This window comes from Paenibacillus sp. FSL R5-0470, from assembly GCF_037975205.1.
GTDB lineage: Bacteria > Bacillota > Bacilli > Paenibacillales > Paenibacillaceae > Paenibacillus_AQ.
This window is the reverse complement of record NZ_CP150238.1, coordinates 4,544,334-4,560,423: the sequence shown is the minus strand read 5'-3', so window position 1 is coordinate 4,560,423 and position 16,090 is coordinate 4,544,334. Positions and strand designations below refer to the sequence as shown.

The window sequence follows — 16,090 nt, the reverse complement described above, 5'->3', positions numbered from 1 at the left end:
AGAAGGGATAGTATGAAGATCATTGGGATTTCAGGATCCATTGTTGGATCGAAGACTAGAATTGCTGTACAGCAAGCACTTAACAACATCACAGAAAAGCATCCGGATTTCGACGTAGAACTAATTGATCTAGGAGATTATAAGCTGGAATTTAGTGATGGACGCAGCTACATGGATTATACAGGTGATACCAAAGTTGTTCTGGAGAAAATCATGGCCGCCGATGCATATATCATTGGCACCCCAGTTTTTCAAGCTTCGATGCCAGGAACACTTAAGAATCTATTTGATTTACTCCCGGTTAATGGGTTTAAGGATAAAGTTATCGGTATTGTAGTAACTGCAGGTTCTTCAAAACATTACTTAGTGGCAGAACAACAACTGAAACCGATCCTCTCTTATATGAGAGCGGTGGTGGTTCCTAAGTATGTTTTTATTGAAGAGAAACAATATGACCGGAAAGTAATTGTGGATGATGATATTATTTTTAGACTGAATCGACTAGCTAATGAATTGGTGAACACCACGAATGCGATGCAGCAAGTGAAGCAAGCGGAAGAAGCAGCGTTTTTCTTTTAAAAAGAAGGGCTCTGTTTAAGAAAATACCTTCAGTCTGTAATTTAAAAGGGTATTTTATCCCTAACGTTGTATTTCGTGCAACAGAATGGATCCAAAAGAAAGGGGATCTGAATTCTGTTGCATTTTTTACAATTAAATATAGGTTAAAACTCTTTTTTGAAGGTTTTCAGCAAATTCTAATGTACGAAGTGCAATAGAAACCTTTTTTTGAGGTCTGTATATGACTTTCTATTGCACATTATGCAATGGAATGGAGTTCATATTCTAATTTAATCTCGTATTTCAATAGAATCAATAGTAATATCGACATAGACATGAGCAAGGACTTAACCATTTTGTTAAATAACTGGAAGTATATAATTTGAGGATTCATTTCTGAAAAGGGGGAGTAGTGTGACGAATAACCTTATTGCAAATAGTAGGTTGTATAATCAAATGATTGCAGGCTCTTTACATCACACACCAGAGCAGGTCGTGAAAAAAATGGGGGCTATGCAAGCGCAAGACTATATGCAGGCGGTTTGGGCCATCGGACTACGTTCTCCTGCTACGAAATTAGCTGATATAGAGCGTGCAATCGCTGACCGCAAGATTATTCTTACTTGGACGCTGCGAGGTACGCTTCATTTCGTCCCAGCAGAAGATGTAAAATGGATGCTACAGCTCTCTGCACCGCGTTTAGCATCACAAACGAAGCGGCGAATGGCTGAGCTTGGACTTGATGATCAGACACTGGAGCGCTGTAGAAAAATTATTGTGGATGCTCTAAAGGGCGGGAAGCAAATGGATCGTTCGGTCCTACTTCAGCTAATAGAAGAGGAAGGCATCTACACGGGGAATCAACGCGGTTATCACATGCTCTGGAATAGTGCCTATCAAGGACTGATTTGTTTTGGTCCGATGAATGGTAAACAGCAAACGATTGTATTGTTAGAAGAATGGGTGCCAGATTGCCGAGAGCTATCTTACGAACAATCGTTGCAAGAACTCGCCTTGCGGTATTTTACAGCCCGTGGATTAGCGACCGTTCAGGACTTCGCTTGGTGGGCAGGCATAACCCTTACAGATGCCAGACGAGGGCTAGAATCTGTGAAAAAAGAACTTCAATCGACAGATATAAATGGCAATGAGAATTGGATGTCTAACCATCGAGTAGTTTCAGCGGATGAAGAGTCAGGTATCTATTTACTTCCAGGTTTCGATGAGTACATTCTTGGTTATAAAGACCGGAGTGCTGTACTTGAACCTGAGACGGCTCCTTTAATTGTTCCTGGCAACAACGGTGTTTTCCTGCCTATGATTGTTGTTGGTGGCCAAGTTATAGGTACATGGAAACGTTCGATTAAGAAAAAAGGAATTGAGATAGTCATTCATCCATTTAGAGAACTTGGAAATGCTGAAGAAGCTGTGTTTAAAGCTGCTGAAAGATATGCTGCTTTTATCGGGCTGCCGATACTCAATTTTAGCGTGTCTTCTACATTGACATGAGAATGAAAATATCGTTCAGGGGTGAAGATCAAGTTCATGAATGAGGGCGAGTTTAGGTGCTTTATAGAAGACGAATACATATGGAACAGGTGCAGGCACTAACGCACTTATTAGCCCCTGAAAGTTGATTTTTCAGATAGTTCTGATAAGAACGTAACCCGGTAGGTGCGACCTGCCGGGTTTATTCATAAATCTAATTGACTATATGAACTAAATTCGTCTAGCTAATTCTGCACCCTCCCAAATAGCATTAAGCGCTCTGCGAGCTTGTACTGCATCCCCAATTACATGATAAGGAATGGAGCTTTCCTCCAAGAAGTTCTGAAGGGGTTGCTTGTTTAGGGCGCGTGATCCTACTGCGATTACTACATAATCGGCTGGCAGGCTGAGAAGCTCCCCATCTTTTTCAACCATCACGCTATTCTTTTGGATCGTCATGCACTTGCTATTGGTCATTAATCTAACACCGTGGCCATATAAGCTTTCCATTACACAGATTTTACGAAGGATACCCAGATCATTTGCTACATCGGCTTGCATTTCTACAACAGTGATTTGATTTCCGCGTTCGACCAGGAGCTCAGCGACCTCGAGACCGACCAAACCCCCTCCAATAATAACAACTCGACCTTCAGGATGAGCTGTTCCCCATAATACATCATGTGAATTTACTACATGACTACTCAGAACACCTTCTACTGGAGGAATAATTGGGGCCGATCCGATTGCAAGAATGACTTCATCCGGACTAATTTCTTGAATAAGCTCTGGAGTAACCTCCGTATTCATTCGGATTTCTACACCTTCACGTTTAGCCGTCTCTCCCATATTCAGAGCAGCCGCGGCCATTTCTTCTTTACGCGGTGCGGCACCAGCGATATAAAGCTGTCCGCCTAGAATGTCATTTTTTTCGCATAAAATTGGAGAATGCCCACGACGTTTAAGTGTGATTGCTGCTTCTAATCCGGCTGGCCCACCACCGGCTATAAGTACCTTTTTTGGTGTGCTCGCTCGCTGTAATTCATATTCACTTTCTCTTCCGGTAGCAGGATTAAATACACAGCTGATGAAAGGCACCTTCGGATTTACAAATCCATCGAAGCAACCTTGATCACAACCCACACATTTAACAATGGTGTCCGCGCGTCCAGCTAATGCTTTGTTACAGAATTCAGGATCTGCCAATTGAGCGCGGCCAATAGCTACGAAATCAGCCAGTCCTTCGGCAATAATTCGATTAGCAATAGCTGGATCATTAATACGACCTACAGCTATAACTGGAATGTTAACCACGGATTTAATTTGTGCTGCGTTATCTACATTGAAGCCCACAGGTAGATCGATAGGTGGTACTTCATATTTAATAGCTGCGCCTGCTGGAACTCCGCGCGATACATTAATCGCATCAATACCAGCATCCTCAGCGAGCTTCGAGAAGAGCTTCATATCTTCCAGTGTAAGTCCGCCGGGAAGATCCTCGATAGCAGAGATTCTCATCAAGATAGGGAACCTAGGTCCAACGGCTTCTCGAATGGCACGGATACAAGCGAGCGGAAAGCGACAACGATTCTCCCAGGAACCGCCGTACTCATCCTGACGGAAGTTCATCGCTGGGCTTAGAAATTGTTGTGGCAAATAACCATGACCAGCATGGAATTCTACACTGTCAAATCCAGCTTTTTTCGCACGTGAAGCAGCATCTGCGTAAGCTTGAACCATCTCACTAACTTCGTGATTCTCCAGCTCTCGGGGGATATGTGTTACACCCTCGAAAGGGACAGGGGAGGAGGAGACTTGAATCAGGTTGGGAGTTACTTTCCCTCCATGCCATAACTGAAGACAGCTTTTGCCGCCTGCATCACGAATAGCATGAGCCAATTGGGTCATACCAGGAATGAATTTATCATCATAAATGGCTGGAGCATCCTCAGAAGCAGCCGTTGGGTGAACGGTTGTTACTTCAACTGTATTTAAGCCGTTACCTCCTTTTGCGCGTGCTACATGGTAATCAATCAAGCGCTCGCTGACATACCCACCCGGAGCATTCATTTTTGTTCCCATGGCAGGCAAAATGACCCGGTTCTTAAGCTCCATATTTCCTATCGTACCTTTGCTGAACAAATGTGCGAATTCCATGCTATAACTTCCTCTCTCTCTATATATAGGTTAAAATAACTAGGTTATTTTAACCTATATTATCGAACAGAACGATAAAAGTATGTGCATAAAATCACGAAGTATTTGGCACAAATGCAGTCCTTGAGGTAAGATAAGAAAATGACCGGAAATGAAGTCCGGTAGTTCGGAGGATGAATATGGATATTGAAGTCTTGATTCTGGCTCAATTAATGAAAGGGTCAAAACATGGTTATGAGATTAAAAAAAATATCATTTTCGTAATGAGTAACGATAAAATCGTTAATAATAATTCGCTGTATCCGAAGCTGAAATTGTTTGAAAAGCGAGGTTGGGTGATTAAAAAAACGGAAATGCAGGAAAACCGGCCTAAACGGTATGTGTATTCCATCACAGCCGAGGGTGAGGAGCGGTTTCATATCTGCTTGAACGAATTTTCACTGGAGACTATTCGTATTGATAATGAATGGTCTATTCGTCTTGCTTATTATGAGCTACTGGATCAGGAAGCCCGCCGAAGATTACTTGATTACAGAGAGACTTACATGAAAGAGAAGCTGGAACATTTACAACAGTTATCCCTAGTGGTTGGGAACGGTGAAGATTTGGATTACTCTGAAGAGCTATATTTTTATACCCGAAGTATGGTATTACATGAGCTAGAGTTAATCCATGAGCTTTCCCATAAACTGGTGTAACTGAAATGAAGAAGGGGGTTTTCCTTGAGAAAAGTATACTTATTAACCCTTGGTCTTGTACTCCTGTTTATTTTTTCAGCCTGCGATCAAGAACAGGCAAGTGATTCTGTAATTAAGGAAGTAACGGTTACAACCAAGGGGAGAGTCATTCAATCTGTCTTAAAGCCACTTGAAAGGAACACTAATTCAGAAGAAGTTAATGTATCTTTCCAAAGCCTTATGACTGAACCGGATGTTTCAATTCCCTATGTGAAGCTTGGAGAAATCATAGAAATCGAATTTAGCAATACAGCCCCAAACAGCTACAAATTGACAGATTATATTTTGAAAGATAATGGTACTTTAAAGTATAAAAAAGAAACAGCAGAGCCGGTAAATGTTGAATGGGCGGATAAGACAGCTAATTTTAAGCTCGATTCGAATATGGCGGCTTTTCTTAGTTCAGATAGTAAGGATTATGAATCAGGGGCAATTATACGGGGATTTCGACTGACAGGCGAGTGGCTAGACCAGACTAAGGAAATCACGTTTGTTATTCGAACAGATGCTAAGTAGGTATGGAGATCATCATAGTGTATAAGGGAGAACCCGGGATTGCGATTAATCAATCAAAAAGACTAACCAGAAAGTCTGGCTAGTCTTTTATGTTGTTCGATCTTTTTATTTCACTTTAATGCCCATGGCTTGCGCAACCTTAGTGAATACTTCGGTATTTTCGTATACTCCTGTAAACAACTGAGCGTTTTTGCCCATGGCCGTAATTGGAATATCCACTGCTGTATGACCTGAAGTCGTCCAGTCTACAACGAAATTCTGTTTGGAGTTAGCGATGGCAAACGGACCATCTTCTTTGGAAATGCCGTCACCTGATTCATCTTCAGCGTCTACGGCTTCAATAGAGAATCCACCTGTTTCATGGTCGGCGAGAACTAGGACAAGGGTATCCGGATTCTTTTTAGCGAAATCTTTGGCAATCTGTACGGACTTATCTAACTCTTGTCCCGCTTTAATCGTCATCTTGGCATTGTTTTGGTGTGCAAATTCGTCAGTACCTTCTTCTTCAACCATCAGGAAAAATCCTTTTTTATTTGCTGCAAGCGTGTCTATCGCTTTTTTCGTCATTTCAGGCAGGGATACAACCGGGTTGTAGATATCTCCTTCACCCTCTGGCTTTTGCTGGAACATTTCCTCATTTGCAAATAACCCGAGAAGCTTGCCGCTTTTCGCCTTTTGCATATCGGTTTTGTTCGTTACGTAGGAGTATCCAAGCTGTTTAGCTTTGTCTACAAGGTTCCCTTGCGTTCCTTTGCTCTTCTCTGAAGGATCTTCAGCTGGCTCATCTGCGAACTTACCTGGATTCCCAGCAGGATACCAGAAGTCTTCGCCTCCACCGAGAAGAACGTCAACTTTGCTCTTGGTCAGAAGCTGCAGAGGGATATCACTTTGTTTGGAGCGATCTTCAACATGAGCACCAAAGGCGGCGCCTGTAGCATCAGTAATTTGGCTGGTAGTTACAACGCCTGTAGATTTCCCTGCTGATTTTGCATATTCCATAATGGTTTGTACGGACTTTTTATCTGCATTCATCCCAATGGCACCGTTATAAGTCTTGACTCCGCTGGCATAGGCTGTGGCTGAAGCAGCTGAATCTGTAACAGGGACAGTGGAGCTTGTATGAATTAGTCCAGCATATGGCATAGAATCCATCGCTAGATTTCCTTTTTCACCTACTGTAGCTAGGCGGATGGCATTGCGCTGGGCAGTACCCATTCCGTCACCGACAAACAGAATCACATTTCTTGTGTTTGATGAAGCTGCATTGGCCTGATTTGGTGCTTGTGTAGTGACTACGTTGGAAACGAAGAGAGCAGTTGCTGCAGTCGCTACAATTGCCGTCTTAACGCCGTACTTTTTCGGTGATTTCATAATTTCCCTCCTAATGTATGTTTACAACCTCATACTATAGTAATTACATTAAGAGAATGTTTTCGGATATTGTAAAAAATGTAAATTGTAGCGTGCTTGAAAGCATAGGATTTACAGTAGGCAAGATTTCAAAATAAAATATATCTAGGTGTATTATTACAATATTGAATATATTCATCTCCGAATACAGATTTTAAATGCTGCTCTTCCTGAAGAATAAGTAAATGAATGGCTACAATGTTAAGAAAGAATATAATTAGTGTTAATGAATTTGGATACATAAGATACAATCCAAGAAACATGAGATCAAAACCGACAAATGCGGCGTTTCTACTAAATTTATATATACCGTGCGTGATGAGTTTTGTTACAGTAGACTTATCAATCCCAACTCTCCACGAAGTACGCATGGCAATCATTGCTTGTATGAAAATGAAACATCCGAGGGCTACTACACCAACACCGATAAAGTGAATCGCCGGATGATTAAAATGTTCTCCTACTAGTGTAACTATGTATGACTCCGCTAAGGAAAACGTAAACCACGCTGCTCCCCACACAAAAGTAGTAGTCTTAACGAACAGCTCGGTATAATGGATCATAGATCGTTTATTTCCTTTAGCTAATACGTTTCCTTTAATGTGGTTCTTTTTGTAAAGTATAAGGAGCTTCAAAAGGTAAGAAATAAGGAATATGGAGAAAAGAATTAGGGATAGGATATTTTTTAGATTACTCATTGTAATTTCCTCCTCACCAATACATATGAATGACTGCTCATATGTTTGCTTATATCTTATTTCCTGATGCTGTGCATGTCAACTAAATATTGATTTAGGGGGATAATGTGAAGACGTCAACGTATAAAAGATGGTGGTTAGGGGTCCTGATTATTGCGGCTATTGCATTAGTAAGTACTGGAATCGGAATGCTGGTTAAGCCATCGGGGTTGTTAACATATACTTCAAAAGAGTATAAGGTCACTTTGAAGTATCCCTCCGAGTGGGAAGTAAATCCAGAATATGCTGAGAGGTATCAGGGGAACGACGGATTTTTTCAATTATCCGCTATTTCTGGAGAGGGGTTATCCATCGATGAAGTAGCAAACATGGATGCATTTCATCAACTGAAGCCTTATGGCTCCGATCCACAAATCATTGAACTGACACTAGAGGGGTTAAAAGCGGAAGAGAAAGCACGATTGATTGTGCCTTCTGCTGATCAGGAAGAGGAATGGAATCATCAGGCTGCTATTATTTTGAAATATCCAGAAGCGGTGAAAATAGGAGATTCTTTGTTCAATTATTTTATTTTATGGGCGGATATAAAGCATGTGGAGGACATAGGTCAGACTGTTCGATTTACTGGAAAACCGTAAAGTGTTTGCACACGAAGAAAGTCTGCTGGCTTAATTACCGGTATTTCTAGGAAATATTCCAACTGCCATTTTTGTGTTTTTTGAGCTTGACGACTCGTGGGATTATCCCATGGGGGGTACACTCGTAGTGCTCTTTTGCCACCCTCACCTTTATTGGATAATATATCTTGTTTACCTAGCACAGCTTTTGGAAATACAAATTGACCAAAGTGATTCTCATTGCGCGTACTTATAACGAAGAGATCAGCAGGATCTGATATATCATAGGGTTGGATGGGGCCATCTCCAATTCTCTCCCATAACGTGACAAACTGCCCGATCTTTGTAGGTGTGATTTTTGCAACACGGAATCTAATGGATAGCACGTTTATATTAAATATATACGCCCCATAATCAGCATTGTGTGGTTCATGAATGAGGTCAGAGCAATCAAGATTGCACGGGTTATATACAAGCTCTTGGGTAGCAAGCAGATCACTATGAATGATACCTGAAAAGCTGTGATTCTTAAATTTCATCTGTTCAAATCTCCCGGTTGAGTTCCTTAGAAACTCCTAATGTTCTCTATCTTAATGCAAGAATAGGGAGTTCACAACCGTGAACAGAGCACCTTTCCCTTGAGACTGGAGGTAGTCGTATGAAATCCATACATAAATTAATTGAAATTTTTAAGCTGAGTGTTTTGAATATAGAGTCTGTTCCAGAGTCGTTTAGTTCTGAAGTGTATAAACTTACTCTTAATAATCTAGACAACGTATACGTGAAAATTCCATACAACAGGGATAAACTGGTTCGCGAATTTGAGATGCTTGAAAGACTAAAGGGTGTTATACCTGTTCCAAAAGTATTGGATTTCTGGGACGGAGATAATAGAAGTGTCGGTGCATTGCTTCTCTCCGCTATAGATGGGGTGCCTTGTACGAGTAACATTGATCAGAGTCTGGCGTTTCAAATCGGTAATTATCATGCCATGCTTCATAAAGTTACCATGCCAGCGTATGGATGTTATGGATCCGATGGTTTTCAGATGGTAGAGAACAATAGCTGGAGATTATACCTGAAAAATAATTTTGAAAAGTGGAAAGAACCTTGTAAGGAACTCCTTCATCCTGATTTATTTGAGAAATGTATTACTCACTTTGATAGCGTATATTCGGCGTTACCTGAACCTGATGGGCCTTGTGTTGTTCATATGGATTTTCGACCAGGCAATATATTAATAAAAGATAATAAAGTCGTTGGTATAATTGATTACGAGAGCGCTCGTGGTGGTTCCTCTGAAATTGATTTTACAAAAATAAACCGATACGTCTGGGAAGTAAACCCGCTAACACGGCTCCCTTATGTGCAAGGCTACGAATCGGTTCGTCCTTTACCTGATCTCGAAAATATTATACCGTTTTATAATTTTTATGATGCTTTTAGTGCGGTAGTTTGGTGTAAAACCAGAGGGATTGAGAACAATAAGGCATTTCTTCAGGAAAGTATAGAGGTATTGCAAAGATCTATAGAAGGAATGAATTGATGGGAAAAATTTGAAATGACTTCATTGCATGCTAGGAAGTGCTGTGCTTGCTTAATTTAATAATCCTATGCTTGGTAAGTAAATAGAAGTGAAATGTTTAATCGTATGGGGGAGTAGAAGCTTTGGAAATAAAAAATAAACAAATTGAACAACGGTATTGTCCTTTATGTAAAGAATTAAATCATTGTGGTGCTAATAGTGGTGATTGTTGGTGTTTTCATACGGAAATTCCTGCAGAACTACTAGAAAGGGTACCTTTGGAACTGAGTGGTAAAGCCTGTATCTGTCAAAGATGCGTAGAGGCGTTTAAAAAACATTAAATTGAAATTTAACTAACTCAAGACGAAAACAGTAATTATATTGTGTATACTTAAATAGTAATATAAAAAAACATATGGGGGACACAGATGAGAAAGCCTATAATTGCAGTTGATATGGATGACACGATATGCCATCTAGTCAAACGAGCTATATACCATAACAACAATGATTTCCCCACTCATGTACTGAAGTACGAGGAAATGCTTGATTGGAATACGGATCATTTACGTCATCCAGATTGTACACAAGATGTATTCTATGGGCGGCCTGGTTTATATGAGGAGCTTGAATTATTCGACGAGCATGTTGTAGGTGAAATGGAGAAGCTGCACAATGCTTATGATGTTATTATTGTTACGGCGGCCCAGCCCAATGCAGTTGTTGAAAAATGGAACTGGCTGCAGAAGCATATGCCGTTTATTCCCATCGAAAATTTCTTCCCATGCAAACGAAAGAATCTTATTAATTATGATCTTCTGATCGATGACGGGGTTCACAACTTGGTTCCTGCATTGCAGGACGGAAGGAAAGTACTCTGTATTCCGCATCCATGGAATTTGAGAGCTCGTGAACAATATGGATTTCCATTATTGACCTCCTGGGAAGGTGCGAAAGAGAAGATTGATCAGATTTTTGAAAATTCAAGAGACTAACTGATTTGAGGAGAGTTGCTCACATAGAGCAATTCTCTTTTTTTATGCTTTTTAGATTTTTTTGCCTATTTTTTCGTAACTACTTCATCTGTCGTAGTAATTATGGTATACTGCAACTACTACGACAGATGAAGTAATCATAGGGGGTACCATTTTTGATCAGCAGTGATGTTATACGTGGTTACAATGATACGATGATCCTCTACATGCTGCTCGATGGGGAATCCTACGGGTACGAGATTTCTAAGAATATCAGGCAGCTGACTCAAGAGAAGTATGTCATGAAGGAGACAACGCTGTATTCCGCCTTTACCCGGCTGGAGAAGAACGGATACATTGAATCCTTTTATCTGGATGAGAGTCTTGGCAAGCGGCGCACATATTACCGGATTACCCCACTGGGTCTCGCCTATTACCGAGAAAAATGTGAGGAATGGAAGGTTACGCAGGAAGTTGTAAACCAATTTATCAAGGAGTGGTGATAGTGCATGGAGACGATCATAGTATATCTGGATAATATGTTTGCGGGTCTGCCGAAGACTCCGGAACTGGAGCATTTGAAGCAGGAGCTGCTGTCCGGGATGGAAGATAAGTACCTGGAGCTGAAGCGGGATGGCAAGTCTGAGAATGAGGCGATCGGTATCGTTATTTCGGAATTCGGCAATATTGAGGAGCTGACTGCTGAGCTAGGCATCCGTCCAACCGGACGGGAGAAGACTGTGCCCATGCTTAGTGAAGAAGAGGTTTATGCTTATGCGGCTGCTAAACGTAGCTCTGGATTATGGACCGGTCTCGGTGTTTTTCTCTGCGCATGCGGGGTGGCGCTGTTGATTACTCTTAGTACATTGTTTGAAAATAATGCTGATATGGCTGATAAAGGTTCGATGCTGGGGATGGTCGGAATGTTCGTGCTGGTCGCTGTGGCCGTTGGGATGTTCATTTATAGCGGCATGAAACTCGAGCGCTTCGAAAGTCTAGAGCAAGGCTTTCAGCTACCTTATGCGCTCAAAACGGCGCTTCAGCGCAGTCAAGCCCTTTATGCTCCGACTTATCGCCTTGCTTTGATTGTGGGCGTCTGTCTTTGTGTGCTGTCGCCGACCTTTATCTTCGCAACTTCGTATTTCAACGATGATTTCGCTGCTTATGGAGTTTCTGCCTTTCTGGTGATTGCAGCAACTGCGGTGTTCTTGTTCGTCTATTATGGAAATATCCAAGAAACTTATACGAAGCTACTGAATGAGCCACATATCGATGCAAAGTAGAAGGGAAAAGAACAATTTGTGAGAGGGCTGTGTTGTGGCCGTTGGCGACGGCGATTTTTCTGTTTACGGGCTTTGTCTATGGGCGATGGGACGTTAACTGGGCTGTATTCCCAATTGCTGGCATCCTGTCCGGTATGTTCAGCAATGTGTATCATATTCTAAAGCGCAAAAATGTCTCCTGATTATACTGACTGCACATTAAGGTAACCTCATTCTTTGGAGGTTACCTTTTTTCTTTTGTCCAATTTGCTGGAACATCATTGACATGATGTATTAAATGTATTTAAATGGAATAGACCGACGGTCGGTCTATAAAAAGGAGGACTCAGAATAAATGAGAATTTCCAAAGAAGCGGAAGAACGCAGAAATGAAATATTAGATAAGGCAGAAATGCTTTTTTTTACGAAAGGTTATGCGAGAACTACAGTGAACGACATCTTGCAGGAGATCGGGATTGCCAAGGGCACGTTCTACTATTATTTCAAGTCGAAGGAGGAGGTTATGGAAGCAGTGGTCACACGATTCATCGATGCTGGAGTAGACGTTGCGAAGATCATTGCTGCTGATTCAAAGCTCTCCGTACATGAAAAGCTACTACAAATCATAATGGCACAGAAACCTGATTCGGAGAGAAAAGGTCACATGATTGAACAGTTTCATCAAGCTGAGAATGCACTAATCCATCAGAAAAGCTTGGCTGAAACTATTTTGAAGCTAACACCTGTGTTGACAGAGGTGATTGAGCAGGGAATCGAGGAGAGCTTGTTCCACTGTCCTTATCCTAAAGAAACGATGGAATTTCTGTTGGTCGCCTCACAATTTCTATTGGATGAAGGGATTTTCAAGTGGCAACCGGAAGAGATCATTCTCAAAATTCAGAGCTTTATTTATATTATGGAGACTACGTTGGGAGCTGAAAAAGGAAGCTTTTCCTACGTAACGCAAATGTTTGAGTAAGGTCCGTGCAGGGAGGATGAATGAGACGTAGGGGAGAGATCGTCAATGCTGCTACACATTGTGAAAAAAGATTTTCAAAGAAATAAAATTATAACGATCGTCTTAATTATTTTTATGATGTTATCGGCCTTGCTTGCTGCTTGTGCTTCTCAAGTCATTATGGAATTGACCGGTTCTTTAAGTCATTTGCTGGATAAATCAAAGGCTCCCCATTTTGTTCAAATGCATGCTGGTCCAATAGATAACGCAGGTATTCAAAAATTCGCCTCAACAAATCCACTTGTTAAGAATCAACAAACAGTAGAAATGCTAAGGATAGATGGCTCGCAGATTGTCTTGGGTAACAGCAATAAGTCGGAAGAGAACAGCGTAATGGATATAGGTTTTGTTAAGCAAAACCCATCATTTGATTTGCTGCTGAATTTAGAGAATCAAGTGATTAGGGTAGCTGAAGGAGAAATCGCAGTTCCTATTTATTATATGAAGCAGAATGATCTGAAGATTGGTGATCAGGTTACCCTTTCCAATGGACAGTTAGATCAAAAATTTATGGTTACGGATTTTGTTCGAGACATCCAAATGAATCCAGCTATTGTTAGCTCTAAGCGCTTTGTCGTAAATGACACGGATTATAATGTACTTAAGAAGAACCATGGAGAAGTTGAGTACTTAATTGAATTTCAAATCACCGATTTAAGTAGACTTAGCGAGTTCCGAAATACCTATCAATCCTCAGATATGCCCGGTAAAGGACCAATGATAGACTATCCTTTGTTTAAGACGCTGAATGCGCTGACAGATGGGATTATTGCAGTTGTCATTATTTTGGTAAGTATCCTTCTTATGATTATTGCCATCCTATGTTTAAGGTTTACGATGATCGCGACCTTAGAGGAGGATTATAGAGAGATTGGCGTCATGAAAGCAATTGGGATTTCACAGCGAGATATTAGAAGGATCTATTTGGCAAAATATATGGTTATGGCAGCATGCGCTTCACTGCTAGGATATTTATTATCTTTGGGTGTGGTGCGATTGTTTACAGCGAATATCACCTTGTACTTGGGGACTGCTCCAAAAACGATCCTTCAGCCTATTGTTCCAGTCTTAGCGGTCGGTTTGATCTTCGGCATGATTGTATTCTTTTGCAGAGTTATTCTTAGAAGGTTTAATCGTATAACAGTAGTAGAGGCTTTAAGGTCAGGGAAAGTGGGGGAGTTGAAAGGCAATAAAAGTAGAGTAGTGCTGAGTAAGCGCAGGCATATAAATGTGAATGTTTTTCTAGGCCTAAAGGATGTTTATGGACGCTTCACCATGTTCGGATTGCTATTCTTAGTATTTGTGATCTGTCTGTTTATCATTCTTGTACCAGTGAATATATTGAATACCCTTCAGTCCCCTCGGTTTATTTCTTATATGGGTGTAGGTCAGAGTGACATGAGAATCGATTTGCAGCCATCTGATCAAATAGAGAAGCGATTTAATGAACTGATAACGACGCTAAATAAGGACTCCGATATAGCTAAATTCTCACCATTAATTACTTCTCGATTTAAAGTGCAAGGCAGCGATGGCGTATGGGAGAATATCAATGTTGAAACAGGAGATTTCTCTATTTTTCCGCTCACTTATGTTAACGGAGGAACCCCTGAAAGTGGGGATGAGATTGCCCTTTCTGATCTGAATGCCAAGGAATGGAACAAAAGGGTAGGGGATAGCGTTCTTTTGGAGGTAGATGGCACTTCGAAAAAATTGACGGTTAGCGGGATCTACCAAGATATAACGAATGGAGGTCGAACTGCAAAAGCCCGATTACCGTATGACCCGAAGTCCGTGCTATGGTATATCGTAGCTTTAGATGTGAATCCGAATGTTTCCGTTCAGGAGAAAATGGATCAATATGCAAAGTTATTTTATCCAGCCAAAGTTACTCATCTAGAAAGCTATTTATCTCAGACGCTCGGGAATACGATTCGCCAATTAAAGCTGGTCACTGGCTTATCCATTGCTATCTCGATATCAATTTCAGTATTGATTACAGCTTTATTTCTAAAAATGCTGCTAGCGAAGGACGTCTCGCAAATTGCAATTTTGAGAAGCATTGGCTTTACGTTAGAAGATATTCGAAAGCAATATCAGGTAAGGCTGCTACTGGTTTCTGGTCTTGGAATCATTCTCGGAACCTTTGCAGCTAATACCATCGGTCAAAAATTCACTCAATTACTCGGATCCTTTATGGGAGCATCCCAAATACAGTTTGTAGTTAATCCGGTAATAGCTTATCTTGTTCTCCCTCTTTTTTTCATGCTCATTGTAGCACTCACAACCGTAGTAAGCACGATATCGATGAAGAAATCCAATTTATCTAAACTGATTGTCGAATGAGGGTGAGGTGGTAGTATGTTCATATTAGAGACGAAGGGTTTAAATAAAACCTTTGTAACCGGGCAAGGAACCCCGCAGACGGTATTAAAAGATGTTCATCTACAGGTATCAAAGGGAGAATTCGTAGCTATAATGGGGCCTTCTGGCTCAGGGAAATCAACATTGCTCTATACGATCAGCGGCATGGACCGGATGACTTCAGGAAGTGTTGTTTTTAAAGGGCAGGACATCAGTGGTCTTTCTGAGAGTGAATTAGCTGAACTGCGTTTAAATCAAATGGGATTTATTTTTCAGCAGATGCATCTTTTAAAAAACCTGACTATTCGGGACAATATCATCTTATCCGCTTATCGAGCTAAAATCGTTAGTCGTAGAACCATCAATAACAGAGCCGCTGAGTTAATGAAAAAAACCGGAATCTCCGCACTCGCTGAGCGTGATATTACACAAGTGTCGGGTGGACAACTGCAAAGAGCAGCGATCTGCAGGTCAATCATCAATGAGCCTGATATTCTATTTGGTGATGAGCCAACAGGTGCACTGAACTCTAAAGCTGCTAGTGAAATTATGGAGATATTAATAGATATTAATCAGACGGGTACAACGATTTTACTGGCTACGCATGATGCGAAAGTCGCTGCTCAGGCAGAACGTGTCCTGTATATGCTGGATGGCAGCATAGTTTCTGAGCAATGGCTTGGTAAATTCAATCGCATAAATGGGGACTTAAAAGAGCGGGAAGAGAAGTTGTCGGCTTGGTTATTGAAGTTGGGATTCTGATTGA

The 16,090-nt window shown here is 41.1% G+C and carries 17 protein-coding genes; 13 read left to right on the top strand and 4 right to left on the bottom strand.

From position 1 onward, the window contains the following. The first annotated feature begins 12 nt into the window (after nt 1-12). Both MKY99_RS20180 and MKY99_RS20175 read left to right on the top strand, forming a co-directional pair. Complete coding sequence (locus MKY99_RS20180) at nt 13-579, top strand: NADPH-dependent FMN reductase (RefSeq protein ID WP_339266010.1); 567 nt, start codon at nt 13-15, stop codon at nt 577-579. A 393-nt stretch (nt 580-972) separates the two neighbouring features. Next, nucleotides 973-2,067 carry a winged helix DNA-binding domain-containing protein gene (locus tag MKY99_RS20175; RefSeq protein ID WP_339266008.1) on the top strand — a complete coding sequence of 365 codons (1,095 nt, stop codon included), beginning with the start codon at nt 973-975 and terminating at the stop codon, nt 2,065-2,067. Between the two features lie 210 nt (nt 2,068-2,277). Here MKY99_RS20175 and MKY99_RS20170 read toward each other — a convergent pair whose 3' ends face one another. After that, nucleotides 2,278-4,203 (bottom strand): FAD-dependent oxidoreductase, encoded by a 1,926-nt coding sequence (locus MKY99_RS20170; RefSeq protein ID WP_339266006.1) that lies wholly within the window; start codon nt 4,201-4,203, stop codon nt 2,278-2,280. 179 nt (nt 4,204-4,382) lie between these two features. On the opposite strand from MKY99_RS20170, the gene MKY99_RS20165 reads away from it, so the two are divergent. Together MKY99_RS20165 and MKY99_RS20160 are read left to right on the top strand one after the other, a co-directional pair. Further along, a complete protein-coding gene (locus MKY99_RS20165) occupies nt 4,383-4,901 on the top strand; it encodes a PadR family transcriptional regulator (protein ID WP_339266004.1) in 519 nt (172 codons plus the stop codon). 24 nt (nt 4,902-4,925) lie between these two features. Further along, a complete protein-coding gene (locus MKY99_RS20160) occupies nt 4,926-5,456 on the top strand; it encodes a hypothetical protein (protein WP_339266003.1) in 531 nt (176 codons plus the stop codon). Nucleotides 5,457-5,561: 105 nt separating this feature from the next. Here MKY99_RS20160 and MKY99_RS20155 read toward each other — a convergent pair whose 3' ends face one another. Both MKY99_RS20155 and MKY99_RS20150 read right to left on the bottom strand, forming a co-directional pair. Next, nucleotides 5,562-6,827 (bottom strand): alkaline phosphatase, encoded by a 1,266-nt coding sequence (locus MKY99_RS20155; protein ID WP_339266002.1) that lies wholly within the window; start codon nt 6,825-6,827, stop codon nt 5,562-5,564. 128 nt (nt 6,828-6,955) lie between these two features. Then, on the bottom strand, nt 6,956-7,564 hold the full coding sequence (locus MKY99_RS20150) for an isoprenylcysteine carboxylmethyltransferase family protein (protein ID WP_339266001.1): 609 nt from the start codon (nt 7,562-7,564) through the stop codon (nt 6,956-6,958). 107 nt (nt 7,565-7,671) lie between these two features. On the opposite strand from MKY99_RS20150, the gene MKY99_RS20145 reads away from it, so the two are divergent. Continuing rightward, a complete protein-coding gene (locus tag MKY99_RS20145) occupies nt 7,672-8,202 on the top strand; it encodes a peptidase M56 (RefSeq protein WP_339266000.1) in 531 nt (176 codons plus the stop codon). Here MKY99_RS20145 and MKY99_RS20140 read toward each other — a convergent pair. Next, nucleotides 8,172-8,720: a MepB family protein gene (locus MKY99_RS20140; RefSeq protein WP_339265999.1), complete on the bottom strand. Its 549-nt coding sequence runs from the start codon at nt 8,718-8,720 to the stop codon at nt 8,172-8,174. The two genes, MKY99_RS20145 and MKY99_RS20140, sit on opposite strands and share 31 nt — an antisense overlap. Before the next feature lie 119 nt (nt 8,721-8,839). Here MKY99_RS20140 and MKY99_RS20135 point away from each other — a divergent pair, with 119 nt between their 5' ends. The 8 genes from MKY99_RS20135 (at nt 8,840) to MKY99_RS20100 (ending at nt 16,086) form a co-directional block, all read left to right on the top strand. Further along, a complete protein-coding gene (locus tag MKY99_RS20135) occupies nt 8,840-9,727 on the top strand; it encodes an aminoglycoside phosphotransferase family protein (RefSeq protein WP_339265997.1) in 888 nt (295 codons plus the stop codon). Between the two features lie 407 nt (nt 9,728-10,134). Further along, nucleotides 10,135-10,701 (top strand): 5'-nucleotidase, encoded by a 567-nt coding sequence (locus tag MKY99_RS20130; RefSeq protein ID WP_042189883.1) that lies wholly within the window; start codon nt 10,135-10,137, stop codon nt 10,699-10,701. A gap of 155 nt (nt 10,702-10,856) precedes the next feature. Then, nucleotides 10,857-11,183: a PadR family transcriptional regulator gene (locus MKY99_RS20125; RefSeq protein ID WP_042189881.1), complete on the top strand. Its 327-nt coding sequence runs from the start codon at nt 10,857-10,859 to the stop codon at nt 11,181-11,183. A 6-nt stretch (nt 11,184-11,189) separates the two neighbouring features. Next, nucleotides 11,190-11,963, top strand: coding sequence for a permease prefix domain 1-containing protein (locus MKY99_RS20120; protein WP_339265994.1), 774 nt, complete (start codon nt 11,190-11,192; stop codon nt 11,961-11,963). Nucleotides 11,964-11,992: 29 nt separating this feature from the next. Continuing rightward, a complete protein-coding gene (locus MKY99_RS20115) occupies nt 11,993-12,145 on the top strand; it encodes a hypothetical protein (RefSeq protein ID WP_339265992.1) in 153 nt (50 codons plus the stop codon). 152 nt (nt 12,146-12,297) lie between these two features. Then, nucleotides 12,298-12,921, top strand: coding sequence for a TetR/AcrR family transcriptional regulator (locus MKY99_RS20110; RefSeq protein ID WP_339242482.1), 624 nt, complete (start codon nt 12,298-12,300; stop codon nt 12,919-12,921). A gap of 45 nt (nt 12,922-12,966) precedes the next feature. After that, nucleotides 12,967-15,306, top strand: coding sequence for an ABC transporter permease (locus tag MKY99_RS20105; RefSeq protein WP_339265989.1), 2,340 nt, complete (start codon nt 12,967-12,969; stop codon nt 15,304-15,306). A gap of 15 nt (nt 15,307-15,321) precedes the next feature. Next, entirely contained in the window at nt 15,322-16,086 is a 765-nt protein-coding gene (locus tag MKY99_RS20100) for an ABC transporter ATP-binding protein (RefSeq protein WP_339265987.1), read from the top strand. Nucleotides 16,087-16,090: the final 4 nt, after the last annotated feature.